Source organism: Streptomyces sp. L500, assembly GCF_054551825.1.
This window is the reverse complement of sequence record NZ_JBTOLC010000006.1, coordinates 47,923-73,650: the sequence shown is the minus strand read 5'-3', so window position 1 is coordinate 73,650 and position 25,728 is coordinate 47,923. Positions and strand designations below refer to the sequence as shown.

25 protein-coding genes are annotated in these 25,728 nt (G+C 72.9%); 13 read left to right on the top strand and 12 right to left on the bottom strand.

Going from position 1 to position 25,728, the window contains the following annotated elements:
* Together polX and ACX9I7_RS08970 are read right to left on the bottom strand one after the other, a co-directional pair.
* Positions 1 to 1,728 carry a DNA polymerase/3'-5' exonuclease PolX gene (gene polX / locus ACX9I7_RS08975; RefSeq protein WP_459387001.1) on the bottom strand — a complete coding sequence of 576 codons (1,728 nt, stop codon included), beginning with the start codon at positions 1,726 to 1,728 and terminating at the stop codon, positions 1 to 3.
* On the bottom strand, positions 1,712 to 1,900 hold the full coding sequence (locus ACX9I7_RS08970; protein ID WP_387572379.1) for a hypothetical protein: 189 nt from the start codon (positions 1,898 to 1,900) through the stop codon (positions 1,712 to 1,714). Before ACX9I7_RS08970 ends, polX begins: the two co-directional genes overlap by 17 nt.
* Before the next feature lie 177 nt (positions 1,901 to 2,077).
* Between ACX9I7_RS08970 and ACX9I7_RS08965 the strand changes: the two genes are divergently transcribed.
* Together ACX9I7_RS08965 and ACX9I7_RS08960 are read left to right on the top strand one after the other, a co-directional pair.
* On the top strand, positions 2,078 to 2,818 hold the full coding sequence (locus ACX9I7_RS08965) for a polysaccharide deacetylase family protein (protein WP_387572377.1): 741 nt from the start codon (positions 2,078 to 2,080) through the stop codon (positions 2,816 to 2,818).
* A 92-nt stretch (positions 2,819 to 2,910) separates the two neighbouring features.
* Positions 2,911 to 3,498, top strand: a complete 588-nt coding sequence (locus tag ACX9I7_RS08960) for a hypothetical protein (RefSeq protein WP_459387000.1) — start codon at positions 2,911 to 2,913, stop codon at positions 3,496 to 3,498.
* A 58-nt stretch (positions 3,499 to 3,556) separates the two neighbouring features.
* Here ACX9I7_RS08960 and ACX9I7_RS08955 read toward each other — a convergent pair whose 3' ends face one another.
* Positions 3,557 to 4,741: a serine hydrolase domain-containing protein gene (locus ACX9I7_RS08955; protein WP_459386999.1), complete on the bottom strand. Its 1,185-nt coding sequence runs from the start codon at positions 4,739 to 4,741 to the stop codon at positions 3,557 to 3,559.
* Between the two features lie 204 nt (positions 4,742 to 4,945).
* Between ACX9I7_RS08955 and ACX9I7_RS08950 the strand changes: the two genes are divergently transcribed.
* From ACX9I7_RS08950 to ACX9I7_RS08935, 4 genes are all read left to right on the top strand, one after another.
* The gene (locus tag ACX9I7_RS08950) at positions 4,946 to 6,094 is read left to right on the top strand and encodes a baeRF3 domain-containing protein (RefSeq protein WP_387572368.1); all 1,149 of its coding nucleotides are present in this window, start codon (positions 4,946 to 4,948) and stop codon (positions 6,092 to 6,094) included.
* A 66-nt stretch (positions 6,095 to 6,160) separates the two neighbouring features.
* Positions 6,161 to 6,967, top strand: a complete 807-nt coding sequence (locus ACX9I7_RS08945; protein ID WP_387572365.1) for a MerR family transcriptional regulator — start codon at positions 6,161 to 6,163, stop codon at positions 6,965 to 6,967.
* A complete protein-coding gene (locus tag ACX9I7_RS08940; RefSeq protein WP_387572362.1) occupies positions 6,964 to 7,182 on the top strand; it encodes a hypothetical protein in 219 nt (72 codons plus the stop codon). Before ACX9I7_RS08945 ends, ACX9I7_RS08940 begins: the two co-directional genes overlap by 4 nt.
* A gap of 191 nt (positions 7,183 to 7,373) precedes the next feature.
* On the top strand, positions 7,374 to 7,841 hold the full coding sequence (locus tag ACX9I7_RS08935) for a hypothetical protein (RefSeq protein WP_459386998.1): 468 nt from the start codon (positions 7,374 to 7,376) through the stop codon (positions 7,839 to 7,841).
* A gap of 50 nt (positions 7,842 to 7,891) precedes the next feature.
* Here the strand turns inward: ACX9I7_RS08935 and ACX9I7_RS08930 are convergent, their stop codons facing one another.
* Positions 7,892 to 8,689 carry a hypothetical protein gene (locus ACX9I7_RS08930; RefSeq protein WP_459386997.1) on the bottom strand — a complete coding sequence of 266 codons (798 nt, stop codon included), beginning with the start codon at positions 8,687 to 8,689 and terminating at the stop codon, positions 7,892 to 7,894.
* A 115-nt stretch (positions 8,690 to 8,804) separates the two neighbouring features.
* Between ACX9I7_RS08930 and ACX9I7_RS08925 the strand changes: the two genes are divergently transcribed.
* A complete protein-coding gene (locus ACX9I7_RS08925) occupies positions 8,805 to 9,518 on the top strand; it encodes a VIT1/CCC1 transporter family protein (RefSeq protein ID WP_387572353.1) in 714 nt (237 codons plus the stop codon).
* A gap of 154 nt (positions 9,519 to 9,672) precedes the next feature.
* Complete coding sequence (locus tag ACX9I7_RS08920; protein WP_459386996.1) at positions 9,673 to 10,749, top strand: helix-turn-helix transcriptional regulator; 1,077 nt, start codon at positions 9,673 to 9,675, stop codon at positions 10,747 to 10,749.
* A 35-nt stretch (positions 10,750 to 10,784) separates the two neighbouring features.
* Here the strand turns inward: ACX9I7_RS08920 and ACX9I7_RS08915 are convergent, their stop codons facing one another.
* The 5 genes from ACX9I7_RS08915 to ACX9I7_RS08895 are packed head-to-tail and all read right to left on the bottom strand — an operon-like array spanning position 10,785 to position 16,117.
* Entirely contained in the window at positions 10,785 to 12,017 is a 1,233-nt protein-coding gene (locus ACX9I7_RS08915) for a beta-ketoacyl-[acyl-carrier-protein] synthase family protein (protein WP_387572347.1), read from the bottom strand.
* Positions 12,014 to 12,268: a phosphopantetheine-binding protein gene (locus ACX9I7_RS08910; RefSeq protein ID WP_189450255.1), complete on the bottom strand. Its 255-nt coding sequence runs from the start codon at positions 12,266 to 12,268 to the stop codon at positions 12,014 to 12,016. Before ACX9I7_RS08910 ends, ACX9I7_RS08915 begins: the two co-directional genes overlap by 4 nt.
* 41 nt (positions 12,269 to 12,309) lie before the next feature.
* Entirely contained in the window at positions 12,310 to 13,410 is a 1,101-nt protein-coding gene (locus ACX9I7_RS08905; protein WP_459386995.1) for a 3-oxoacyl-ACP synthase III family protein, read from the bottom strand.
* Positions 13,407 to 13,982, bottom strand: coding sequence for a hypothetical protein (locus ACX9I7_RS08900; RefSeq protein WP_387572342.1), 576 nt, complete (start codon positions 13,980 to 13,982; stop codon positions 13,407 to 13,409). The genes ACX9I7_RS08905 and ACX9I7_RS08900 overlap by 4 nt, the downstream gene beginning before the upstream one ends.
* Positions 13,979 to 16,117: an MMPL family transporter gene (locus tag ACX9I7_RS08895; RefSeq protein WP_459386994.1), complete on the bottom strand. Its 2,139-nt coding sequence runs from the start codon at positions 16,115 to 16,117 to the stop codon at positions 13,979 to 13,981. Before ACX9I7_RS08895 ends, ACX9I7_RS08900 begins: the two co-directional genes overlap by 4 nt.
* 91 nt (positions 16,118 to 16,208) lie before the next feature.
* On the opposite strand from ACX9I7_RS08895, the gene ACX9I7_RS08890 reads away from it, so the two are divergent.
* From ACX9I7_RS08890 to ACX9I7_RS08880, 3 genes are read left to right on the top strand one after another with little or no spacing between them, the layout of a single operon-like run.
* A complete protein-coding gene (locus tag ACX9I7_RS08890) occupies positions 16,209 to 17,525 on the top strand; it encodes a wax ester/triacylglycerol synthase domain-containing protein (RefSeq protein WP_387572336.1) in 1,317 nt (438 codons plus the stop codon).
* Entirely contained in the window at positions 17,522 to 18,358 is an 837-nt protein-coding gene (locus ACX9I7_RS08885) for an SDR family oxidoreductase (RefSeq protein WP_459386993.1), read from the top strand. The genes ACX9I7_RS08890 and ACX9I7_RS08885 overlap by 4 nt, the downstream gene beginning before the upstream one ends.
* A gap of 42 nt (positions 18,359 to 18,400) precedes the next feature.
* Positions 18,401 to 19,264 carry an AurF N-oxygenase family protein gene (locus tag ACX9I7_RS08880; RefSeq protein ID WP_459386992.1) on the top strand — a complete coding sequence of 288 codons (864 nt, stop codon included), beginning with the start codon at positions 18,401 to 18,403 and terminating at the stop codon, positions 19,262 to 19,264.
* Between the two features lie 17 nt (positions 19,265 to 19,281).
* Here ACX9I7_RS08880 and ACX9I7_RS08875 read toward each other — a convergent pair whose 3' ends face one another.
* Complete coding sequence (locus ACX9I7_RS08875) at positions 19,282 to 20,151, bottom strand: LLM class flavin-dependent oxidoreductase (RefSeq protein WP_459386991.1); 870 nt, start codon at positions 20,149 to 20,151, stop codon at positions 19,282 to 19,284.
* 196 nt (positions 20,152 to 20,347) lie between these two features.
* On the opposite strand from ACX9I7_RS08875, the gene ACX9I7_RS08870 reads away from it, so the two are divergent.
* A complete protein-coding gene (locus ACX9I7_RS08870) occupies positions 20,348 to 21,364 on the top strand; it encodes a methyltransferase (protein ID WP_459386990.1) in 1,017 nt (338 codons plus the stop codon).
* Positions 21,365 to 21,449: 85 nt separating this feature from the next.
* On the opposite strand, the gene ACX9I7_RS08865 is transcribed toward ACX9I7_RS08870, so the two are convergent.
* Positions 21,450 to 23,036: an FAD-binding oxidoreductase gene (locus tag ACX9I7_RS08865; protein WP_459387072.1), complete on the bottom strand. Its 1,587-nt coding sequence runs from the start codon at positions 23,034 to 23,036 to the stop codon at positions 21,450 to 21,452.
* Between the two features lie 176 nt (positions 23,037 to 23,212).
* On the opposite strand from ACX9I7_RS08865, the gene ACX9I7_RS08860 reads away from it, so the two are divergent.
* The gene (locus ACX9I7_RS08860; protein WP_387572321.1) at positions 23,213 to 23,917 is read left to right on the top strand and encodes a ribonuclease H family protein; all 705 of its coding nucleotides are present in this window, start codon (positions 23,213 to 23,215) and stop codon (positions 23,915 to 23,917) included.
* Between the two features lie 68 nt (positions 23,918 to 23,985).
* Here the strand turns inward: ACX9I7_RS08860 and ACX9I7_RS08855 are convergent, their stop codons facing one another.
* Positions 23,986 to 25,638 carry an ADP-ribosyltransferase domain-containing protein gene (locus ACX9I7_RS08855; RefSeq protein WP_459386989.1) on the bottom strand — a complete coding sequence of 551 codons (1,653 nt, stop codon included), beginning with the start codon at positions 25,636 to 25,638 and terminating at the stop codon, positions 23,986 to 23,988.
* Positions 25,639 to 25,728 lie beyond the last annotated feature (90 nt).

The window sequence follows — 25,728 nt, the reverse complement described above, 5'->3', positions numbered from 1 at the left end:
TCATTTGGGGGACAGGAAACGGCACAGCCGTTGCAGCGGCCAGGTGTTGATGACGTCGTCCTTGGTCAGCCAGCCACGCTGCGCCGTTCCCACGCCGTAGCGCATATATGGAAGATGCGTGGTGGAGTGCGCGTCCGTGTTCACCGCGAACTTCACCCCGTACCGTTTCGCCCGCAGAATGTCCTCGTCGCACAGATCGATCCGCTCCGGATGGGCGTTGATCTCCAGGGCGGTGCCGGTCCGCGCGCACGCCTCGAATACGGCGTCGAAGTCGGCGTCGATTCCGGGCCGTTTGCCGAGGAGCCGGGTGGTGGGGTGCCCGATGACCGATACATGGGGGTTCTCGCAGGCCCGCACCAGCCGTCGGGTCAGCTCCGCCCGGCTCTGGTTGAAGTGCGAGTGGACGGACGCGACGCACAGGTCGAACCCCGCCAGGAACTCCCCGGGCCAGTCCACCTCCCCGTCCGGCCCGATGTTCAGCTCGGCGCCGTGCAGCAGCCGCATCCGCCGGTGCTTCCCGTCGAGTTCCCGCACCCGCTCGCGCTGCGCGAGGATCTTGGCGTCCGTCATCCGCTGCATGTACAGGTCGGGGGCGTGGTCGGTGACGGCGTAGTAGGAGTAGCCGCGCCGGGCGGCCGCGGTGACCATGTCCTCCAGGGAGGCCAGTCCGTCCGTGAGGTCGGTGTGGGTGTGGAGGTCGCCCCGGATGTCGCCGTCCTCGACGAGTTCGGGCAGCTCGTCGCGGAGCCCGGCCGCCACCTCGCCCCGGTCCTCGCGCAGGGTGGGCGGGATCCAGGGCAGGCCCAGCCGGGCGTAGACGTCCTCCTCCGTCGCCGAGGTGATCCGCCGCCCGCTCTTGGCGTGGAACAGCCCGTACTCGGACAGCTTGTACCCGTGGCGGACGGCGAGTTCACGGATACGGATGTTGTGCGCCTTGGAGCCGGTGAAGTACAGCAACCCGGCCCCCCAGGAACCGGGCGGCAGGACGCGCAGGTCGACCTGGAGGCCCTTGGTGGTGCGGATCGAGGTCTTCTTCTCGCCGTGCGCGATGACCTCGGCGGTGTAGGGGAGGGCGGCGATCGCGTCCATGAACGGGCCCGAGCGGGTGGCGGCGACGAGGACGTCGATGTCCCCGATGGTCTCCCGCATGCGGCGCAGAGACCCGGCGTACGCGCACCCCTCGCAGCCGGGCGTCCCCGAGAGCTCGGCGACGATCTGTTCCGCGACGTCCATGGCGGCGTCGATGAGGATGCGGCCGCCGGCGCCGCCCGCCTTCTGGGCGAGGGCGATGCCGTGGAGGATGTTCTCCTCGGTCCGGGGCCCGAAGCCCTTGAGGTCGCGCAGTTTCTTGTCGTGGATGGCGTCGAGGAGTTGTTCCACGGAGGAGACGCCCAGCTCCTCGTAGAGCGTCATGGCCTTTCTGGGGCCCAGCGTCGGGATGGCGATGAGCTCCCGGACGCCGGGCGGGATCGCCGCCCTGGTCTCCTCCAGGGCCGGGATGCGGCCGGTGCTCAGATACTCCAGGACCTTGTCGGCGATGGACTTCCCCACGTTGGGGATTTCCCGCAGGCCCTCGGCGTCGAGGGTGGAGATGTCGGTGGGGTAGCCGCCGATCGCGCGGGCGGCCTTCTCGTAGGCACGGGCCTTGAAGGCGTCGCCACCGGTGATCGCGACGAGGTCGGCGTACTCCTGGAGGACCGCCTCGACCTCGTCATTGGGCCGGGCCATAGGTCAAGCGTGCCACCGGGGCGGTGCCGCGCAACCGGGTGCCCGGCCGCGTGGGGGCGGGGAGCCGGCACGCGGTGGTGGTGGGGGTGCCGCTGTCGGCCGTCCCGGGCGAGCCGGGCAGGAGGCCGAGCACGGCGGCGGTGCCAAGGGTCATGACAGGGGTGCGGCGCATGAAGTACCTCTTATCCGGTCATCGGCTTGGTCGTAAGGGGTCTGCCCCGGTGCCGGGACGGCACGCGCCGTATCGCCCGTACGGGGGAAGGAGAAACGATCTATCGGCACGGCGTGCGAGCGGACGGCACCGGATCGCGTGAGATCGTCCCGGGTTTCCGCGCGGAGGAGTGTTCACATGTTCTGGTCCCGTCGGTGGCCCGCGGTCGTGGCCGTCCTTCTGACGCTGCTCGCCGTGGCGGCTCCGGGCGCGGCGGGAGAACCCGGGCGGCCGGGGTGTTCCGGGGCCGCGCTCCGGCGCGTTCCCACAGAGCGGAAGGTCATCGCGCTGACCTTCAACGCGGCGTGGAACGAGGACGGCGTCAGCCGCGTCCTGGCCGTGCTCCGCAGGGAGCGGGTGCCCGCCATGTTCTTCCTGACGGGGGACTTCGCCGACCGCCACCCCGACGCGGCCCGCGCGCTGGCCGCCCGCCACCCCGTGGGCAGCCACTCCTACAGCCACCCGAGGTTCCCCGGCCTGTCCTTCCCCGAGGAGCGCCGGGAGGCCGTCCTGTCCGCACGCGCCATCCGCCGGGCCACCGGCCGTACGCCCGTGGCCTTCCGGTTCCCGTACGGCGAGTTCACCGAGCGGAACGTCCGCGACGTCAACGCGCTCGGGTACCCCGTCGTCGAGTGGGTGGACGACACGGCCGGCTGGCGCGGGCCCGACGGGGGCGTGACGGTGGACATGGTCGTCCGGCGGGCGGAGCGGGCGTTCTCACCGGGGGCGATCATCCAGATGCACGTCGGCTCCACGGACGCGCGCCACTCCGTGCTGGACGCCGACGCCCTGCCACGGATCATCGCCGCCGCCCGCGCCCACGGCTACGGCTTCGCCGACCTGGGACGGCTCGTCCGGCGCTGCCGCGTGCGCGGCTGAGACGCCCGGCGGCACGGGCAGGCCCACCAGTGGCCGGACCGTGCCCACGGGACGACTCTTGAAGGACACGACATGACGGCAGGAGGCGGACCATGGCCGAGATATGGATGCCGCAAGCCATCAACATGGACGTCGGTGACCACGCCCCTTACGACCCGGGTTTTCCACCGAAGGCCATCGCGCACATCACAGCGGACCGTGACAACGCCACGGCGGAGAATCCGCAGGACCTTGTCCCCTTCACCAATCTCCAGAATTTCTTCACCCACGACGGGAAGGAAAAGGCGCCACACATCCTCTGGGACCCGTTCGCCGGCGCCTTCGCCCAGTTCTTCCCCGCGACGTCCCGGAGCAAGGCGGTGCACGACCTCGCGGGCGGCACGCGGACCGACCGTGCGGGAAAGGTCGTCATTCAGATCGAGGCGCTGTTCTTCCCGTTCTGCCGCGTCAACGGCAAGGTGTTCCGGCGATTGGCCGACACCCCGTGCAAAGGGTGGCCGGAACTCAACGCGTGGGTGCGTTCCTGGGGGGTGCCGGATACCTGGCCCATGGGGCACCCCGTGGATTTCACCCCCCACCGCTCCGAAACGGTATGGGAGACCCAGGGCGGCTGGTACGCCCACGCACAGGTACCCGAGAACACCCATGTGGATCCCGGGTCCTGGCCGGCCTTCGCGTAGTAGCCGCCGGCCACGTCACCGGGACGCCCGACACCCGGGGCGCTCGACGCGCGCGGCGCTACCGCGCCCTCCCGCAGAACTCGGCCTCCGCCAGGGCGAGCGTGTCGAAGGGCACCCCGAGGGCGTTGCCGCCGAACGCGGCCGTGTGCGAGGCGTCCCGCACGCTGCTCACCTGGGAGACCGCCCCCTGGATCCCGCCGTCGTGCCCCCACACCGTCACCCCGCAGGACAGCTTCCGTGCCGCGATGCCCAGCCCGTACCGCGCCGGCGGGCGCAGCCCGGTGTCCACCGTGGTCAGCATCTCCGCGAGCTGGCGGGCGGGCAGGAGCCGGCCGCCCAGCAGCGCCCGGTAGAAGGCGTTGAGGTCGCCGACGGTGGAGATCATCTCGCCGGCGGCCCACGCCTCCGTCGGGTTGATGCCGGTGACGTCGTGGAACGGCGTCCCCGGCTCGTCCGGGAAGCGGATGTAGCCGCGTCCGGAGGGCCGGGGGAGGGCGGTCGACCGGCCCGGTACGGAGGTGGCGCGCAGGCCCAGGGGGCGCAGGACACGGTCGCGGACCTCCCGGCCGTAGGGGTGGCCGGTGACCTTCTCGATGACCAACCCGGCCAGCACGTAGTTGGTGTTGGAGTAGCTCCAGCCCTTGCCGGGAGCGAAGAGCGGCGGATGGGACACGGCCGTGCGCACCAACTGCCGTGGCGTGTAGGTGTCGAAGCGGTGGTGGAGGAAGTCCCGCTCGAAGAGCCGCTTGTGGAGGGCGGGGTCCGCCGCGTAGTCGAAGATCCCGCTGGTGTGGTCGAGGAGCCGGCGCAGGGACACGGTGCGCCCGTCGTTGCCGTGGCCGCGCACCACGCCCGGCAGCCAGCGCTCCACGGTATCCGTGAGCCGGAGCCGGTGCTCGGCCTCCAGCTGGAGCACCACGGTGGCGACGAACGTCTTGGTGTTGCTGCCGATCCGGAACCGGTCGCGCGCCCGCGGCGCCCGTGGCCGCCCGAGTCCGGCCGTCCCGGCGGACCCGTTCCAGACGCGGCGCCCGTCGCTCCCGGCGCGCCCCTCGCGCGCCTGGCCGACGACGCCGGGCATCCCGGCCCGCACCAGCGCCTCCATGGCCGCCCGGGTCCCCTCGTGCGCACGGCGGTCCGGCGGGACGGACGAGCGGGCACCGGACGGGCCGGACGCGCCGCCGATCAGCGCCACGGCGGTGAGCAGGGCCGGCAGAACGCCGCGGACGGTGCGCTTCGTCATGACTCTTCGCTACCGCGACCCACGATCCGACCGTCGGACGAGCGGGGGAAGTCATCCGTACGGGGAGCCGGCCCCCGCATGGGTGGACAGCCCCCGCACGGGTAGGCGCACCGCGACCGTGCACCGGGTGGACCCGCTCGATTGGCCGTTCGGCCATGCCTCTGGTGAGCTGGAAGACACCCCGCAGGCCCGAGGAGGACCTTGATGGACATCGGCGAGCTGACCGACGAGACGCTCCGCGACCTGCGCCGTGAGCGCCCGTACCCGGCCGTGTCACTGCTCCTGCCGACCACGCGCCGTGCCCCGACCAGCACCGAGGACCAGGTCAGGCTGCGCAACACGGTCGCGGAGGCCAAGCGGCGGCTCGCCGACGACCCGAGGGCGAGCCGCTCGGCGCGCATCGACGTCGAGGCGCAGATCGACGCGGCGGTCAGGGAGGTCGACCTCGCCCACTCCAGCGACGGCCTGCTCATCCTGGCCGCCCCGGGCGAGCACCAGGTCTGGTACCTGCCGCGCACCGTGCCGCAGCGCGTGGTGGTCTCGGACACCTTCCTCACCCGCAACCTGGTCGCGGCCCGGCTGTCCGAGGAGCCGTACTGGGTGCTGGTGCTCTCCGAGTCCGAGACCCGGCTGTGGGACGGTGCCGGGGACCACCTCGTGGAGACCATCGGCCACGGCTTCCCCGTCCGCCCCTCCCTCCCCGACCACGAGGACGCCCTGCCCGGCGCCAACTTCGACAAGGTCGGCAATCACGCCACGACCGCGCGCGAGGAGGCCCACGTGGAGCGCGAACGCCAGTACACGCGCACCGTCGTCGGGGCCCTCATGCCCGTACTGGACCGCGAACCCCGGCCGTTGTACGTCGTGGGGCTGCGCGAGCAGATCGCCCTCCTCGAGAAGCTGTGCCCCAGGCCCGGCGCGATCACCTCCCGGACCGAGCAGGGCGGCGCGATCGGCCTGTCCGCACACGCACTGGCCGAGGTGCTGCGCCCGGCGTTCGAGGAGCGCCGCGCCGCACGGCAGGGCGAGGTGCTGCGCCGCCTCAGCGACGCGCGCGGCCAGAAGCGCTTCACCTCCGGGCTGGACGAGATCTGGCAGACCGTCCGCCAGGGCCGGGTGGCGCTCCTCGCGGTCGAGGACCACTACCAGATCACCGCCCGCGTCGACGGCAACGGCGGCCACCCGGTGCGCCTGGAGGAGCCCGCCGAGCCGCTGACGGCGGACCCCGCCATCCGCGAGGACGTCGTCGACGAGATCGTCGAGGCGGCGCTGGACAACGGAGCGGACGTCGAGTTCGTCCGGGACGACACCCTCGCCGAGGAGGACCGGCTGGCGGCGGTGCTGCGCTACTGAGCGCTCCGCCGGCGGTCAGGATCCCGGCTTGAACCTCACGCGGCGTGAGGATGCATCGTTGTCCCCATGACCGCTTCCACGACCTGGAAGGTCGGTCCGCTCGCCGAGGCCAGCGGGCTGACCGTCCGGACGCTCCACCACTGGGACACCATCGGCCTGCTCAGCCCCTCCCGGCGCACCGCCGGCGGGCACAGGGAGTACACCGAGGACGACCTCGTCCGGCTCTACCAGGTGCTCGCCCTGCGCGGCCTCGGGCTGGGCCTGGACACCATCGCCGTCTGCCTCGACGCCGGAGTGGACCCCGGACGGCTGGTCCGGGACCACCTGGCGAAGGTCGAGGCGTCCATCGCCGCGCTCGACGTCCTGCGGCAACGGCTGCGCCGCCTCGGCGACAGCCTCGCGTCCGACCGGTACCCGACCACCGGCATGCTGCTCGACGCGCTGCACGCCATCGGCGGCACCGGCCCGGAGGGCGAACGAACGCTGCGCCGCCACCTGGACGACGACCGGATGCGGGTGCTGGAGACGCGTGCCGCCGCCCTGGGACCCGCGGCGCACTACCTGCTGCGGATCGAATGGCCGGAGCTCTACCGCCGGGCCGACCGGCTCCGTACGGCCGGGACCCCGCCCACCGATCCGAAGGTCCGGCGCCTGGTGGCGCGCATGGACGAGCTGAGCACGCTGTTCACCGGCGGCGACGCGGGGATCTCCACCGGCGTGCGGGCGGCGTGGCGTGACGACCCGGCCGCGATGTCCGGTGAGCCGGACGCCCCGGCCGACGACTGGCGGGAACTGGCCGACTATCTGGACGCCGCCCGCGTCGATTCCCTCCGCCCTGTTCCGCCCTCTTCCGTCGAAGGAGCCCGGCCGTGAGCCACCGCCGTATCCGTACCCGTGTCCGCCTCGCACTGATCGAGACGTTTCCCACCGCGCTGGCCGTCCCGGTCCTCGCCTTGCTGGCGGCGTTCGGCGCGGTCCCCTGGGAGGTCCTCCCGGCCTTGCCGGTGGCGCTCGCCGTCCACGCCGCCGTCAATTTCCTGTGGCGCCGCTCCAGCAGGACCACATCATTTCAGGACCGTCCGCTCTAGTTCCCGCCAAGGGCGTGGTTTTTCACCGGCGGAAAAGCATCGAACGCGAGTTCTTTGGTCAAAGGCCGGTGTGAACCCGTCATACGGGAACCGAGCGGTCCTCCGTGACCGGGGAAGCTGCGAGAGTTCGTTTCCGCCCGCCTTCACCCGAGGGCACCGGTGGAAGAGCCACTCGACGAAGGGATCCTTTCGTGGGGAAGAAGACCGCAACGACGCTCGCGGCCGCAGCGCTGATGGCCGTCACCCTCGGCGGCCAGGCCGGCGCGGCCACCCTCGATCACACCTCCTCGACGACCGGCGCGACCCGGACGAGCGCACCCACAGCCATGTCGACAGAAATACGCAACGCGCCGTTCGTCCTGGAGAGAGACCAGTCGGTGTCGTCCGACACCGCCCGGCTGGTCATGCAGTCCGACGGCAACCTCGTCGTCTACGACGAGTTCAACCGGGCCCGCTGGGCCTCCAACACCGTCAACAGCGGCTGGCGTGCGGTGTTCCAGGAGGACGGCAACTTCGTGGTCTACACCCGCTCGGGCAGGGCCGTCTGGAACTCGGGCACCGCCGGGCACCCCGGGTCGCGCCTGGCCGTCCAGGACGACGGCAATGTCGTGATCTACGACGGCAGCCAGGCGATCTGGAACACCCGCACGGCTCACTGACGGCCGCCGCGGACATCGATCCGGCGGTCGCCTCGCGGCCGCCGGACGTGTCACACCGCCCCGCGCAGATGGTTGCGGGCGAGCTCGGTCATGACCGTCTGGGTCTTCGACGCCTGCCGTGGAGCGGGCCGGAGGCCCTGCTCCAGCACGATGCGCTCCAGGAGCTGCTGGGCGCCCGGGGCGTCGGCGTGCGGGGCGCGCAGGGACAGTTCGAGGAAGCACGGGCCGTCGTCGCCGACGCTCCAGAACTCGGCGGTGAGCGGCCGGGCCAGGTCCGGCCGCGAGAGTTTCCACCGGACGGCCCTCACCGGGCCGAGGGCGACGGTGTCCCGCAGGCCGTCGTCGGTGATCCCGGCGTGCGCCAGCAGGTCGCGCTGGTCGGGGGTGAGCGGGGGCGGCCAGGCGGCGGGCCCGTTCCCCTCGCCGGAGGCGGGCGGCTCGAAGGTCCCGTCCACCTTGAGCGAGGCCGACCAGACGCGGTCGCTGCCGCTCCAGTCCTCCTCGACCTTGAACTCCCACCCCTTGCCGCCGCGGTTCTCGCGCCATTTCGCGGGCAGGGCGGCCGGGTCGCACGGCCGGAGCTTCGCCGTGAGATCGCTCTTGTCCCCCTTGCCGCCCTTGTCTCCCCCGCCACCCCTGTCCGGCCTGCGCAGCCGGATGATGGCCCCGGCCTCCGCCAGGGGGAGGCGGATGCCCTCGCCGTCCTCCCGGGGGGCGTCCCAGAAGTGGATGCCGAGGCGTTTGCCGTTCCCGGGCTCCAGCCCCAGGGCCCGGCGTGCGTCCTCCGCCGTCCCGCCCGCAAGGATGATCTTGATTTCGGCCTCGGCGTTCCTGAACGTATCCGCCATGTCGTCCTTTATGTCACAGAGGGAGAATGCGCGCCAACTGGCTGACAATCACAGGAAATTCGGGCTCCGGCGCGCCGTGCGCCGGCCCCGCCCGGCCCGACGGGATCCTTGCCCCGTGAGCGATCACGACCCGCCGCACCACGCCGGGCCCGTCCAGGCCACCGAAGGACGGCTCAACTGGCTGCGTGCCGCTGTCCTCGGCGCCAACGACGGAGTGGTGTCCACCGCCGGACTCGTCGTCGGCATCGCCGGCGCGACCGAGGAACGGGGCACCCTGCTGACCGCCGGGCTGGCGGGCCTGCTGGCCGGTTCGCTCTCGATGGCCGCCGGCGAGTACGTGTCCGTCTGCGCCCAGCGCGACGCGCAGCGGGCGGCGCTGGAGCTGGAGGAGAAGGAGCTGCGCGCGCATCCCCGCGCCGGGTTCGCGGCGCTGACCGCCGCGCTGGAGCGGCGCGGCCTGAGCCATGGCGTGGCCCAGGCCGCCGCCCGGGAACTCAGCGGGAACGACGCGCTGCGGGCGCACGCGCGCGTGGAGCTCGGCATCGACCCGGACGACCTCACCAATCCCTGGGCCGCGGCCGTGGCCAGCTTCCTCTCCTTCACCGCCGGTGCGCTGCTGCCCCTGCTGCTGATCGTCCTGCCGCCGGCCGACTGGCGGCTCCCGGTGACCGTCCTCTCCGTCCTCGCCACCCTCGTCGCCACCGGCTGGGCGGGCGCCCGGCTCGGCGGCGCCACCGTCGGCCCGGCGGCGCTGCGCAATGTGATCGGCGGGGCGCTGGCCATGGCGGTGACCTACGGGGTCGGCACCCTGCTGGGCTCGACCGTCTGACGCGCCGCGCGGCGGAGGCGGTCGAGGACGGCGCGGCCCGTCATGGTCCGCTCAGCGGACCCGCGGCTTCCCGCCCTCCCCGTGGCCCCGGCATGCTGAAGGCCGGAGGGAAGACGTCGGTTGGCGGTAACCGGTGCGCGGAGATGTGTCCCAGGTGGCACGCCGTCTGGAAGCGGCGGTGGGGGAGCGGTTCGTCCGCGACGAACTGGCCGAGCTGGTCTCGCGGGCGATCGGCCCCTGCGTGGCGCACGACGGGTTGCGGCTGTTCGGGATGAACCCGGTCACCGGAGCGGTCTCGTTCGGGTTCCTGCACACGTTCAGCCCCGGTCTCGTCCGGGACCAGTTGTACGAGTCCTATCTGGGTGGCGACCCCTTCAGCCCGGTCGACGTCGCCCGGCTGCCGGCGCCCGTGGGCCTGATCGGCGGGGACGACCGCGCCGCACCGGCGCCTCCACCGCGACCCGCACCGGGATCCCCACCGAGGTCGCCCGGGCGTCGGCGTGCCCTGGAGATCCTGACGGCGCACGGCGCCGGCTGCGAGCTGCGGTTGCTGCTCCGGGACGGCCGGGGCCTGTGGGGCCTGCTGTCCCTGCTGAGGTCGGAGGGCGGCAGGGCCTTCGGCCCCGACGACGCCGAGCGGCTCTCCCGGATCTCCTCACCACTGATCACCTTGCTGCGCCGGTACGCCACCGCCGGTGAACCCCGTACCGCCCGGCCGTATCTGCCGGCCGGAGTCGTCATCGTCGGTGCCGACAACGAGGTGCGTTCCCTCACCCCCGAGGCGCGGGCGTGGCTGGGGGAGATCGATCCGGCGCACGGCATGGCACCGGAGTGGATGCCGATGGTGTCGATGCGTGAGATCACCCTCGCCGCGCGGCGCCACCTGATCGATCCGAGCGCTCCCGCACCGGTCGCCTGCAGTCCCGCCGCGTTTCTCGGCCGCAGGGTCGCCGTGCACGCGCAGCCGCTCGACGCGGACGGTACGGGCGATGTCGCGGTGATCCTCCAGGAGGCCACCGGTGACCTGCTGCTGCCCGTGTTCTCGGCCTGGCACGGCCTCACCGCCCGCGAACGCCAGATCGTCCAGCACCTGCATTCCGGCGCGGCGCCCAAGCAGATCGCCCGCAGCCTGAGCGTGTCCCTCCACACGGTCAACACGCATGTGAAGACGGTGTTCCGCAAGACCGGGGTGAGCGGCCGGGACGAACTGCTCGCCACACTCGGAGCGTGACGTGCGGGGTGTGACGCTCCGAGTGTGACGGGCGCTCAGGGGGCCGTGAGCACCAGGACGACGTTGTGGCCACCGAAGCCGAAGGAGTGGCTGACGGCCGCGCGGACGTCCTGACGGCGTGGCTGCTTGGTCACACAGTCGATGTCGAACTCCGGTGCGGGCGCCGTGAGGTTGGCGATCGGCGGTACGAGGCGGTGCTGGATCGTCAGGACGGTCAGCGCCGCCTCGATCGCCCCGGCCGCGCCGAGGGTGTGGCCGAGGACGCCCTTGGGCGCGGTGACGGTGGGCCGGTGCGGCAGGACCCGGGCGATCAACGCCGCCTCCGTGGCGTCGTTGAGCGGGGTGGACGTGCCGTGCGCGTTCACGTGGTCGATCTCGTACGACGCGAGCCCGGCCTCGCCGAGCGCGGTGCGCAGGGCGGCCTCCGCGCCGGGGGCTCCCTCGGGCGGCGCGGTGGGGTGGTGGGCGTCCGAGGTGCTGCCGCAGCCGGTGAGCAGGGCACGGGGACGGGCGCCACGAGCGACGGCGTCCCCGGCACGCTCCAGGACGAGGACGCCGGCGCCCTCGGCCATCACGAAGCCGTCCCGGTCGGGCGCGAACGGGCGGGACGCCTCGCCGACCGCGTCGGTCCGTCCGGACAGGGCGCCCATGTTGCGGAATCCGGTGGTCGAAAGACGGCTGATGGCCGACTCCACGCCCCCGGCCACCGCCACGTCGCACGCGCCCGAGGCCAGCAGGTCGCGTGCCACGGCGATGGCCGTGGCGCCGGAGGCGCAGGCGGTCGCCGGGGCGAGGTTCGGCCCCCGCGCCTTCAGGTCGATGGAGACCTCGCCGGCGCCGAGATTGGGGATGATCATGGGGATGGCGAGCGGCGAGACGGCGTCGGGGCCGCGCCGGCCCAGGCGCCGGTACTGCTCCTCGACCTGCTCCATATTGCCCATGCCGCACCCCATGACGATGGCCACGCGGGAACCGTCCCAGCCGGCCGGGTCCAGCCCCGCGTCCCGCACCGCCTCGCGGGCGGCCAGGACGGCGAGCTTCGCCGGCCTGCCCATGCGCCAGGACGTCCGCCCGACGCGACGGTCGAGGTCGTCCTCGCCGAGGGGCACGCGGCAGGAGAAGTCCATGGGGAGGCCGTCGAGCAGGGGGTCGCGGGCCGCCGTGCCCCGGCCCTCGAGGACGCCCGTCCACGTGGCGTCGACACCGTCCCCGGCCGGGGTGACCAGGCCGAGGCCGGTGACGGCGACCGATGGTCCCGGCGGGTTCACGGGGCTCCCACCGCCTCCCCGCGCCGCAGGGCGTCCAGGTGGTCGGTGATCTCGGCGAGCGTGGTGAAGCGGGTGGCGTGCTCGCTGTCGAGCTTCACCCCGATCCGCTCTTCGAGGAGGAGGGCGAGCTCGGCGAGCGCGAGGGAGTCCAACTGGAGCTGCTCCAGGGTGACCTGGGGCCCGATCTCGTGGTCCGGCACCCGGAAGGTCGTGGTCAGGATGGAGTGGATGACGGCGTAGGTGTCGGTCATGGTGTGTTTCCTTTCGGTTCGGTCGTGGACGGTTCCGCCGGTCAGGGCACGAGGGAGGTGGTGTGCTGCCGCGTCCGCTGGGCGGGTGGCCTCGGTGTTCCGGACGGGTGCCATGTCATGAGGAGCATGCCGAGGGAGGCGCCGCTGGCCAGCCCGAACAGGGCCACCAGGTCGCCGGGGCGCAGCATCCCCCGCCGCTCCGCCTCGACGAGTTGCAACGGCAGGGTCGCGGTGGCGACGTTGCCGTAGCGGGGGAAGGTGGAGACGGCTCTTTCCCCGGGAACGCCGAGGGCTTCGAGGATGGCGTGGGTGAAGGGGACCGACGCCTGATGGACGCAGCAGAGGTGGATGTCGCCCGTCGTGCGGCCGATGGTGTGCAGGGCGTCGAACGCCGCCCCTTCCATGCCGGTGAAGGAGGCGGCCAGGGCGTGGGAGTCGAAGCGTACGGACTGCGAGCCGAACCGGGGAGTGTAGTACGGGTTGGTGACGGTCGCGGCCCGCCAGCCGGCGGAGTTGGCGTGGAAGGCCGCTCCGAGCACTCCGGGGTGGTCGCTCGCCTCCAGGAGGAGGGCGGCGCCCAGGTCGCCGAGGGTGTACGCGGGGAGGAGCGCGGCGAGTTCGTCCTGGTGCCGCGCCGGGAGCCGGGACAGGGCGCTGCCGAGCTCCCCGGTGGTGACGAGCACGCGGTCGTAGCGGCCTGCCCGGATCAGGGCGTCGGCGACCTCGACGGCGTTGAGGACGCCGTTGCAGGCGTTCTGGACGTCGAAGACCGGCGCGGTGACGCCCAGCTTGTGGGCGACGATGTGAGCCGTGGCCGGTTCCTCCACGTCCTCGCTCGCGGAGGCGTAGATCAGCAGGTCGACGGCGTCCGGACCGAGTCCCGCCCGGTCCAGGGCGCGGCGCCCGGCCGCCGCGGCCAGGTCGGAGGGCCAGGTGCCGGCGGGTGCCACGCGGCGCTCCTCGAAGCCGTACATCTGCCGCAGCAGCCCGGGAAGGAGCCGGACGCCCGGGTTGCGGGCCCGGATCTCGTCCTCGATCTCCTCGCCGGTCTGGCGGCCGGGCGGCGTGTGGACGGCGACCCGGGAGATCGTGCTGTGGCGGGGAAGGCCGGGGGATGGCGGGACGGCGCCGTCGTGGTTCATCGCAGGAACCTGACCCTGCCCGTGCCGTACACCGTGCGCAAGCCCAGGCCGGCGCACTGACTCACGTCATTGGTGGGGGTGGCCTTGCCCGACAGGCGCGCTCCGGTGAGCGGCCCGCTGGTGACGACGCCGCCGAGGAAGGCGTCGCCGGGGTTGTGGCCGTTCGACGTGTCCCGGAGGGGCCGGAAACGGGAGACGCCCGCGTGGCGGCCCGCGCTGTCGTACCAGACGATCCTGCCGGAACCGGTGATCCGCGAGGCACCGGTGCAACTGGCCAGGGCATTGCCCTGGACCATCGCCATCCCGCCGCGCAGGCGTGGTTCGGAGCCGTCCGGTGAGGTGCAGTGGGTCACGCGGAAGGTGCCGGTGACCCGGATGGTCCGGGGCTGGAGGGTGAGTTCGGGGGAGAACGTGATCGGCCGTTCGGTGGCCGTCGCGACGCGGCAGCGCAGTACGGTGCGCGGGTCGGTGGGGGCGGCGGTCGCGGGGGCCGGGGCGGTGGCGAGGGCCGTCGACGCGAGCAGGGCGGCGACGGCGGTCCTGAGCGGGCGGAGGAGGCGTGGCGGGGTCACAAGGGGTCTCCTTGGGGGTGGACGGGCGAGGTGGTCACCGGCGCGGGCGGGGCCGGTCGTTGCGGGGGCAGCGCGGCGGCGGGGAACGGGGGCAGCAGCCGGCGCAGCGGTCGTGGCAGCCACCAGTTGCGATGGCCGAGCAACCGCATGAGTGCCGGTACGACCACCAGGCGGATCAGCGTGACGTCCAGGAGCACGGCGGTGGCGACGAGGAAGCCGGTCTGGCGGAAGTCCTGGCGGTGGGTGGCCATGAGTCCGGCGAAGACGACGGCCATGGTGGCCGCCGCGAGCGTGATGGGACGGGCGGTCTCGCTCAGCCCGCGCGCCACGGCCCGGCGGCAGTCGCCGTCCGCGCGGTAGTGGGCGGTGATGCGGTGGACGAGGAAGACCTCGTAGTCCAGGGACAGTCCGAAGACGATCGTCAGGGCCAGCAGCGGCACCGCGAGGTTGACCGTTCCCGCCGTGTTCCGGGTGAGCGAGGCGAGCAGCCCGAAGGCGGCCGCCGTCGACAGGGCGTTCATGGCCAGGGCCTTGACCGGGACGAGCAGGCTGCGGAAGGCCACCAGCATCACCAGGAGCGAGCCGGCGAGGGCGAGCGCGCCGACCTGCCACAGGGCGGAGCGCAGCGCGCCGACGAAGTCGGCCAGGGTGGCGGCGGGACCGCCGGTGTACACCGGTTGGCCCGGCGGCAGGGTGCGGGTGGCGAGTGACCGGATGTCATGGACGAGCCGGCGGGCCCCGGGGCTGTCCACGGGGAGGCGGTCGGTGACGGTGACGACCGTCAGGTCGCGCCCGTTGTCCACGGCGCCGACGGTGGTGACGCGCGGGTCGGCGTGCAGCGCGTCGACCAGGGTGGTGGTGTCCACGGGGTCCGTTCCGGCGCGGTGGGGGAGGGCGATCAGGGCGATGTCGGCCAGCCCGTCCCGTTCCAGCCGGGCCAGGCCGGCTCCCGCCGCGCTGTGGGCAATCGCCGAGCGGTCCACCCGCAGCCCGAGCCGCAGGTCGCCCGCCGGCACGGCGGCGAGGGCGAGGACGGCGACGGCGCCGAGGAGATACGGCCAGGGGCGGCGCATCATGTGCTCGGCCCAGCGCTCCCAGCGCCCCCGCTGGGGGCGCCCGCGCCGGACCCGGCCCCAAGCCGGCAGCCGGTCCAGGCGGGGCAGGACGGCGGGCAGGGCCGTGGTCGCCACGGCCGCGGTGACCACGGTGGAGAGACCGGTGGCCAGCGCCATCGTGCGGACGAAGCCCAGCGGTACGGTCAACAGGGCCGCGCTGGTGACGAGCACCGCCGCCGCGCACCACAGCACCGCCCGCCCCGCCGTCGCCCGCGCGCGGTCGGCCGCCGCGCGCGGGGCGAGCCCGTGGTCGCGGTGACGGCGGTAGTGGAGCAGGACGAGAAGGGTGTAGTCGAGGCCGAGACCGAAGCCGACGGTGGTGGCGACGGTCAGCGCCATGCTGTCGACGGGCAGCAGGAAGGTGAGGGCGGCGAGCGACCCGGCGCTCACGAGGACTCCCAACCCGGCCGCCGCCAACGGCACCAGGGCGGATCCCGCCGAGCCCAGCCCCAGGACGAGCAGCAGCAGGGCGGCCGGTACGGTCGCGGCCTCCACGTACCGCAGGTCGCGCAGATCCGCGTCGCGCAGGGCGGTGAAGACGGGCGTCCCGCCGGTCAGCGCGACGGTGACCCGGCCGCCGGAGGCGGTGGCGGTGGCGTGGTGGGCGGTGGCGCGCCATACGGGCAACAGCCGCTGCCGGGTGTCGGCGTCGCCCCGGGCCCCGAAGATCAGATAAGCGTGGTGGGGGTCGACGCCCGGGGTGTCCGGGACGGTGAGCACCTGCCCCACCCCGGGCGCTGCCGCCATGGCTCGGGCGGTGGCCGTCACGGCGCGGCGGTACGGGGCTTCGTCGGCGCGCAGGGTGGGGGAGTCGAAGGCGAGGACCAGCTGCTCGGTGCCGAGCCGTGGCATGCCGCGCGCGACGAGCGCGGCGGCGCGGGCGGAGGAACTGCCCGGCAACTCCGGTACGGCGCCGCGCAGATGACCGAGCCCGGCCGGGAGGGCGAGGCACGCGGCCAGCGCGAGAACGGCCCACGCCAGTACGCACCACCGGTTCCCGCGGGCTCGTAGCCGTGCCACGGAATCCGCCTCCTTCACATCATCAAATAGCAATAAAGGGAGGTATTGTGTCGCAAAAGGGAATATTGCGGTCAAGATGGAACATGGTTCCATGAGGACTGCTCAAGTCACCGTCAAGCGGCTCGGCATGTTCACACGTACGCGTCGAACGGCGGAGGGCGCGGTGCCCTTCAGCGTGGGAGACAAGTCCATCCATCTGCAGGACAGTCGCGACTGGAACGCGATCGTCGCGTTGCGCAGACGCGGCGGCCCACCCACGGCGGAGGACGTCCGCGCCCGGCTGGCCGATGTGACCGACCGGATTCCCGCGCTCGGCCACCGCGTGGGCGGTCGCCGGTGGAACCGGTACTTCGAGCCCTGCGACGTGGACCTGCGCCATCACGTCGAAGAACTCCGGTTCCCGGCCGGCCGGACCCTCGAGCAGTGCATGAGGGAAGCGGTGGAACGGCCGTGGCATCCCGGCCGCCCGCCGTGGAGCGTGCAGATCATCAGCGGCTACCGCGCCGACGAGCACCTGCTGGCCTACCGGGTCTCCCACGTCCTTCAGGACGGCATCGCCATCTCGATGACGGGAAAAGCCCTCTTCAGCGGCATGGGCGAGCGGCTGCCGTTCGTCCCCGCCCAGCCGCCCGGGGACAGGCTGTCTGGCCGCGCCCTGCGCGTCGGCCTGCGCCTCACGTCACGCTTCTTCCTGCCCAGCGCCCGCTGGCTGCCGGCCGACGAACCCGGCGCCTCCGAGGAATGGCGACGGCACACAGCCGTCCTGGACCGCTCGGACTTCGACGACATCGGCCGTCGCACCGGAGCCGGGACCGCGCAGATCTGCCTGGCGGTGCTCTGCGGGGCGCTACGGGCCTGGACTCCCGGGCACTGGACCGGCGCCCTCGATCGTCGGCAGCGCCGGGGCCTGCCCGCGTACCTCGCCATGAGCCTGCGTGCCCCGCGCGAGACGAACTGCCTGGGAAACCGTGTCGCCGGCCTGCCCCTGACCCTGCCCTGCACCGAACCCTCGCCGGTGCGACGCCTGCGACGGATCGCCGAACAGGCCGACTACCGGGAGGTCAATGACTTCCGGAAGCTCCTCACCGCCCTGTACCGCGCCCCGAACCTGCTCGGCTGGCTCTTCGCCCATGTGGTGCTCGCGGGGGAGAAACCCCGGCCCATGGTCACGATCATTCCCGCCGTCGACCTCGCCGAGGCGGGGGCCGACGAACTGCTCGCCGTACCGGCGAGGCCCCCCAAGCAGACCGCGGGATTCCTCGTCACCGTAGGCCGCACGGAGATCACCGTGCACTGCCTTCTGCGGCCCTTCGTGGGCGACGCGGGCCGTCTTCCGGGCCTCATCGCTGAGTCCCTGACCGAACTTCGCACAGCGCTCATCGACCAACCCGAGGAATCAGCCCTGTGAAGAAGACCGTCGTCATCACCGGAGCCACCAGCGGCATCGGCCGGGCCACCGCCCTGGACCTGGCCGCCCATGGCTTCCACGTCATCGCCACCGCCCGGACCACGGAAAAGGCCGGGAAACTCACCGCCGAGGCGGCCGAACACGGCCACACCCTGCGCACGGTCCTCCTGGACGTCACCGACCCCCGCTCCTGCCAGGACGCCGTCGCCGAGATCGACGAACAGACCGACGGCGGCCCCTGGGCCCTGGTGAACAACGCGGGCATCGTGAACCCCGGCGCCTTCGAGGACGTGTCCGAGGCGGACGCGCGCGCCGTGCTGGAGGTCAATCTGCTGGGCGTCGCCCGGATGACGCGGCTGATCCTGCCCGGAATGCGCCGGCGGGGCGAGGGCCGCATCATCCAGATGAGCTCCGCCGGAGGACTGATCGCCGTTCCCTTCAACGGCTGGTACTCCGCCGGCAAGTTCGCGCTGGAGGCCCTGACCGACACCCTGCGCAGGGAGCTCGCCGGAAGCGGAGTACGGGTCTCGCTCGTCGAGCCGGGAACCGTCGACACACCGATGGTCTCCGGAGCGCTCGCGCGACTCGCCCCTCCGGGCTCGCGATACGAGGCGGCCTACGGCCGCGCCCGCCGGATCGTCGTCGCCCGGAAGCCGCCCGGCCCCGAAACCGTCGCCCGCGCGGTCCGCCGGGCGCTGACCGACCGGGTGCCCCGCCGCCGCTACGGCGTCGGTTACGAAGCGGCGATGGCCCGGGCCGCACGCCTGATCCCGCCCGCCGCCGTGGACCTCGCGATGTGCTCCGCCCTGCGCCTGAACGGCCGTCGGCGCTAGATGACGACCCGTACCCCCTCCCCGTCCCCTGGCCCCGCAGCCGTGGCGCAACGCCTGCTGCGTGCCTCCGCCACCTGCTCCTTCGACCCCGACAGGGACGTCGACTGGGAGGTCCGCGCACCGGACGACGCCTGGTTCGTCCCGCCCGAGCTGGTGTCGCTGTACGGGGCTGCCTTGTGGGACCGGATGGACACGCGGCAGCGCGTCGAACTCTCCCGTCAGGAACTGGCCAGCTACATGAGCATGGGGTACTGGGTCGAGCTGCTGGTCCTGCGCATGTTCTCCCGTCACCTGACGTCGCTGGCCCCCACCGACCCGCGCGGTCACTACGCACTCACGGAACTGGGCGACGAAACACGCCACATGAAGATGTTCGGGCGTTGTCTGAGCGCTCTCGGCTGCCCGGTCTATCCTCTGCCCGCGAGCGTTCGCCGCCTGTTTCCGCTGGGCGAGCCGCTCTTCCAGGACCTCACCACCTTCGCCATCACACTGGTGGTCGAAGAGGTGCTGGACCATTACCAGCGCGCGCTCCTCGCGGACGAACGCGTCCATCCCCTGGTCCGCCAGATCTGCCGCGTTCACGTCGCGGAGGAAGCCCGCCATGTGGGCTTCGCCCGGACGGAACTGCGCGACGCCGTACGCGGGGCCTCGCGGCGACGCCTCGCCTGCCATCGCGAACTCACGGGGCTGGCCGCGAGCCTGATCATTCCGGGCCTCCTCGACCCGAGCCTCTACGCCAACGCCGGCCTCGATCCCGTCCGGGCCCGGCGCGAGGCGAGCCGGAACCCCCACCACAGGGAGTTCCGGCTGCGCTCCGGCGCGAAGGTGGTCGCCTTCCTCCAGGACGTCGGAATGATCACCCCGGCCCAGCACCACTGGTGGCGCCGCGCCGGTCTGATGCGCTAAGGCCGGCCGCCGCCGGGTCAGAGCCGGGGCGGCCCCTGCTCGGTGCGGCGGAGGACCGTGCCGAGGTGGGAGAGGCGCGGGTCGCGGAGGGGGAGCCGTTCGTCCCACCACGTGGCGCCCGCGTCGAGGAGGGGCCCGACGACGTCCCGCGCGGCGGCCGCGTCCTGCCCGGGGGAGACGCCTCCGACAACCACCTCGAAGGGCGCGTCGCGGCGGTCGTCGGGCCGGTGCCGGTGGACGTAGGCCACCAGGTCGCGCAGCTCGCCCACGGCAGGGGCGCTGCCGTGCCCCGCCGACTCGAACAGGGGCACCGCGCCGTCCCAGCGGGCCGCGCGCCGCATGGGCCTGCGGTGCGGCCAGAAGCCGGCGATCCACACGGGTGGCCGCGGGCGCTGCACGGGCGCCGGCAGCAGTGCCACGTCGTCCGCGTGGAAGTGGCGGCCGTGGTGGGTGACCGGCTCGCCGGTCCAGTACTCCTCCAGGAGGCCCAGCCCTTCGTCCAGGCGCTCGGCGAGCAGGACTTCGTCGGTGGGCTCGCCGAAGCTGCCGTACTCGTCCTCGACCGGCCCGCCCAGTCCCGCCGCGAAGACGACCCGGCCGCCGCTGATCCGGTCCAGCGTCGCCACCTGCCGTGCCAGCTGGTGCGGCCGCCGCCGGGGCACGGGCGTGACCAGCGTGCCCAGCCTGATGCGCGTCGTGGCCAGCGCGGCCGCCGTGAGCAGCATCCACGGATCACCGACGGGGCGGGGGAAGTCCTTCCGGTGGACGACGTGATCCCACAGGAACACTCCGTCCCACCCCGCCTCCTCGGCGGCCACGGCCAGGGTCGCCACGTTCCTGGCGTCGGAGAAGTCACCGAAGTTGGGTACGTTCACCGAGAACCGCATCCTGGCATCGTGGCGCGGCCCGGGACTCCCCGCAACGGTCGCCCCGGCCTCCGTCGTTGAAACGGGCACGAAGTGGCGTGAGATGCCCTGGCGGCCGGGCGGGCGGCGCGGTCATCGTGGAGTCGTACGGCCCCGCATATGCCGGACGACCGGCACTTCGGAACGCCACTTCGGAACCGCTATGGAGGCAGCCCCGATGGACCACACCGCCACCGATCCGCTCGCCGCACGCCTCACCGACTACGCGCTGGGCTATCTCCACTCCGCCGCGCTGCGCACGGCCGCGCGACTCGGCGTGGCCGACCACCTCGCCGACGGCCCCCGTGGCGCGGACGAGCTCGCCGCGCTGACCGGCGCCTCCGAAGGACACCTGCGCCGGATACTGCGGCTCCTCGCCACCAGGGACGTCTTCCACGAGGACGACAAGGGCGCCTTCCACCTCACGCCCCTGGCCGAACGCCTGCGCTCCGACACCCCGTCGTCGTTGCGCGAGGCCGTTCTCATGGCCACGGACGAGTCCTTCGTGCGGCCCGCCACGCGGCTGGAGGACACCGTGCGCACCGGACGCTCCGTCTTCGACGAGATCTACGGCGCCCCCTTCTTCGAGTACCTGTCCCGCGAGCCCGACGCGGGCGAGGCGTTCGACCGGGGCATGGCCAACGTCTCCGCCGGCGAGGACGACGCGGTCGCCGCCGCGTACTCCTTCCCGGCGAAGGGCACGGTCGTGGACGTCGGCGGCGGGCGCGGCGGGCTGCTCGGCCGGACGCTGGTGCGCAACCCGGGGCTCACGGGCGTCCTCTACGACCGGGACGCCGTGCTGCGCGGACACTCGCTCGACGTGCCCGAGCTGGCCGGACGCTGGGAGGTCCGGCCCGGTGACTTCTTCACGTCCGTCCCGGCCGGAGCCGACGTCTACCTCCTCAAGCGGATCCTCCACGACTGGACCGACGAGGAGTGCGTCCGCATCCTGCGCGCGTGCCGCGCCGGCATGAGCGCCGACAGCCGTCTCCTCGCCGTCGACTGCGTCATCCCGCAGGGCAACGCTCCGCACCCCGGGAAGGTCCTCGACGTGCTGATGATGACCGCGCTGAACGGCCGGGAGCGCGGTGAGGAGGACTTCCGCCGGCTGTTCACCGAGGCGGGGCTGCGGCTGCTCCGCGTCGTGCCGACCGGATCGGCCGTGTCGATCGTCGAGGCGGCCCCGGCGGCCTGACGTGCCACGCCGGCCGGGCCCCGCCGCTTTTACGCCTGCGGGGACCGGCCGGTGCGCTCGTGCGTCAGGCCGGTGCGCGCGTGCGTCAGAGCGCCTGGGGGAAGTCGAAGACGCGCTTCGGGTCGTACCGCCGCTTCAGCTCCGCCAGCCGCTCCGCCGCGTCACCGTAGTAGGCCCTGCGCCAGTCCGTCAGGCCCGCGTCCGTGTAGTTCTGGTAGGCGGCGCCCGAGGCGTGGCGGCCCATGGCCGTGCGCGTGCCGTCCAGCCAGGCGGTCTGCGCGGTGCCCGGCCCGCCCGCCGCCCAGGACGTGAGGTACTGGGCCAGCATGCGCGAGCTCCGGTGCACGAAGGCCGTGTCCAGTGGCTTGACGCGGTTGACCGCGCCGCCCAGGGCCGTCAGCTGCACCGAGGCGCCGCCGCCCTTGACCCCGCGCCCGAAGCGTTCCAGCTGGTCGAGCAGCGTGCGGACGCCCGCGTCGTCGAGCGCGCGGTCGAAGAAGTCCGAGCGCGCCGCGTACGTCTCGCGCTCCAGCTTCCCGGAGGACTCGCGGCCCGGAGTGGTGCCCGGGAGGTGGCACTGCTCGGAGGTCGTGTCGCCGCCGCAGCCGGCGTAGGCGCGGACCGTGTCGAGGTAGGAGTGGCGGCGCAGCCGGACCGTCCCGATGCCGTCGCTGCCGCCGCTCGCCCCGGCCACTTTGCCGATCAGCTCGTCGTAGGCGTTCTCCAGGTCCCCGTACGAGCCGATCGTGAACGCGGCGACGGATATGCGGGGGGTGCCGCCCGCCGCGACCGACAGGTCGCAGGCGGACCAGATCTCGTCCGGCCGGCTCGGTCCCCACTCCTGCCAGGCCCGCACGACGGCGGCGGCCTTGGACCAGGGGAAGGAGACGTATCCCGTCACCCCCTCGCCGACGGCGTGGGTGCGGAAGCGGAGCTCGGTGACGACGCCGAAGTTGCCGTTGCCCGCGCCGCGCAAGGCCCAGAACAGGTCGGAGTCGCGGGTGGCGTCGCAGTCGAGGGTCTTGCCGTCGGCGGTGACGATCGTGGCGCCGGTGAGGTTGTCGCAGGTGAGACCGTAGGCGCGGGAGAGGACGCCGTGCCCGCCGCCCAGCGTGAGCCCGGAGACCCCGACGGTGGGGCAGGAACCCGCCGGGATGGTCACGCCGTGCGCGGCCAGGCTCGTGTACACGTCGATGAGCTTGGCGCCGGCGCCGATGACGGCGCCGGACGCGGACGGCGTGCGGACGCTCCTGAGCCGGGAGACGTCGATGACCAGCCGGCCGTTGCCGCTCGACCAGCCCGCGTAGCTGTGGCCGCCGTTGCGGATGGAGACGGGTATGGAGAAGCGGCGGGCGAAGGCCAGGGCCTCGGTGATGTCCGGGGTGCCGGCGACGTAGGCGATCGCGGCCGGGCGCAGCGCGTCGAAGCGCGTGTTGTAGAGCTGACGGGCGGCGGTGTAGTCGGCGTCGCCGGGGCGGACGAGGCCGCCGGCGAGGCCCTTGCCGAGGGCCGTCCAGTCGCTCTCCGCGACCTTGGCCGCCCTGGACGCGCCCCACGCGTCGCCGGCCCTCTTCGTATCGGCCCGCGCCGCGCCGGTCGTCGCCGTGGCGCCCCAGGCGGCGGTCGCCGCCAGCCCCGTGCCCGCCGCTGTCAGGAGTGTGCGCCTGCTGATGGCCATGCCGATCCCTGCCCCTTTGGTGCGTGTGCGTGTGCATGTACTGCATGTGCGTGTGCTGCGTGTGCGCTGATGCGCTTTACCGAGCCCCCGTTGATCAAACAGATGGGTCGGTGGGGGCGGGTGGTTCCGGCCGTGAGCGACTGATGGCGAAGTGCTGGCACCATGGGGGGATGCACGAACAGATCACCGCCGCGTGCGACGGCGCGTCGAAGGGCAACCCCGGGCCCGCCGCCTGGGCATGGGTCATCGGGGACGCCACGGGCGAGGTGCACCGCTGGCAGGCCGGACCGCTGGGTACCGCGACGAACAACGTCGCCGAACTCACCGCGCTCCAGGAGCTGCTGGAGTCCACCGACCCGGCCGTCCCCCTGCAGGTGCGGATGGACTCCCAGTACGCGATGAAGGCCGTGACGACATGGCTGCCCGGCTGGAAGCGGAAGGGGTGGAAGACGGCCGCCGGCACCCCGGTGGCCAACCAGGCGCTCGTGATGCGGATCGACGAGCTGCTGACCGGCCGCGCCGTCGAGTTCGTGTACGTACCGGCCCACCAGGTCGACGGCGACCCCCTCAACGCCGCCGCCGACGCGGCCGCCAGCCACACCGCCCGCACCCAGCGGGAGGCGGGCACCTCCCTCGGGTCCGACCTGCCGGAGCCGGAGGCCGGGGCCGCGCCCCGGGCCGGCGGCGGCCGCGCCCGGAAGCCCGCCGCGGAGCCGGGGGCGGGGCGCCCGTCGGGCGGCCGGACCAGGGGGTCGCTCAAGGCGAGGTTCCCCGGGCGCTGCCGCTGCGGAAAGCCGTACGCGAAGGGCGAGACGATCGCGAAGAACCCCGACGGCTGGGGCCACCTCGCCTGCGCCACGGCCGCGACCGGCTGACGGCGCCGGACCGGCATCGGTCGGGACACGGCCCAGTCAGGACACGGCCCGGTCAGGACACGGTCCGGTCAGGACACGAGGGGCTGTTCCTCCAGCTCGGTCAGCCGCACGGTGCACAGGCCGCCGCGCTCCGTCTTCACGTCCGTCACCTTGAGCTGCGTTCCCGGCGCGAGGATGAACTCCTCCTCGCCCGTGAACGCCGAGAAGTCCTGGATGCCCACGGCCCGGGCGGGCGTCACCTCGAAGAGCGTCCGCTTGCCGCTGCTCCCGAGGAACGCCCGCGCCACGCCGAGCTTGGACGTGCACGAGGAGACGCCCCACCACGTGACGGTCCGGCCGACCGGGTACTGCGCGCGGAGGTCCAGCGACACCCCGCGCCACAGCGGTTCCGTGCGGGCGGGAAGCCCCGAAACCGCCGAGAACAGCAGCCGCAAGTATGGGAGGTAGGGGATGAGCCTGCTCCGGTCCGGGGCGCGCAGAATGGCGTTGATCTCCCGGTAGAACGCCGACTCGCAGGTGTAGAGGTAGAGCGCGGCGATCGCGTCGGCGGACAGACCGCCGGCACCGGCCGCCTCGTCCGCCCGCCTCTTGCCGAAGTCGTGCGAGAGGTCGACGTGCCGGCCGAGGCCGGACAGCAGCTCGGCGACCGGGGCGACGGCCTCCCGGAACTCCATCAGCGGGGTGTCGAACACACCGGTGATCGCGGGGAGGGCCAGACCCTCGTCCTTGACGCCGGCGAGCCGCTCCAGATACAGCTGGTGCAGCTCCATGGTGGACGCGATGAACGCCCCCATCCGTTCGGCCACGCCGCCGTCCGCCCCTCCTCCCGCCTCCGCCGCGGCGTCGTTCCACCCCTTGCTCGGCAGCCAGTCGATCTGATCCATGCCCAGCGACGCGAGGGCGTCGTTCACCACGCCGAAATGGCCGCCTTCGCAGAAGAGGTCGCCCTGTGCGGCGGGATTGGCGTGGTCGATGTGCCGGACCTCGACCTCCGGGTACTTCTCCTGGAGCTTGAGGACGATCTTCTTCAGGTTGCGCGCGTGCGCGCCCCACCACGCGAAGACGACACCGCGGTCCTCCTCGGCGGCGTTCTGCTTGGCCTTGAGGATCTCCTCGACGATCCGCTCGGCGACCGGACGCCAGAACACGGTGTGCCGGTCGGCTCCCCGCGCCTCGGCGCTACTGGCGGTGAGCGCCGCGTTCAGCAGCAGAACACCCTGGGTGAGCATCGCCTGGAACCACTCCGGCGGCTGGACGGTGTCCTGCTCCTTCAGCAGCGCGCGAACGTCGGCGATCGGGGTCTTCTTGGGTATGCCGTACTTCCACATCGCCGCCGCCTTGATGATGCAGCGGATGCTGACGACCCGTCCGAACTGACTGTCCTTCCAGTCGTGGAAGGTGTTGTCGAACATGGCGATGCCGGTGGCGCTCTCCGGCCGCGGGTAGGGGTTCTGGCCGAAGACGACGACCTTCCACTTGTGCGGCGGATGGGGCTTGAGCGCCTGGAAGGTCAGCTCACGGACGGGGACGACCTCCGGGCTGCGTCCCGTGCCGATGAAGGCGGCCGCGTCCGGCTGCGCCTCGATCACCGGCTTCAGCAGCGGAAGCCACGGTTCGCCGCCGCCTTCGAAGAGCTCGGCGAGGGCCAGCGGGTCGTTCGGGTCGGGCGTGGCGGGCTTGATGGGGGTTGCGGGTGTGGCGGGGGGCTGGGCGTCGCTCATGGTGCGGGGACTCCGGTCTTCGTGGGAGCCCGTCAGACGGCTGACGGACCCCACAGCTGTGCGGGACGCCACTGTTATACCGAGGGGGTC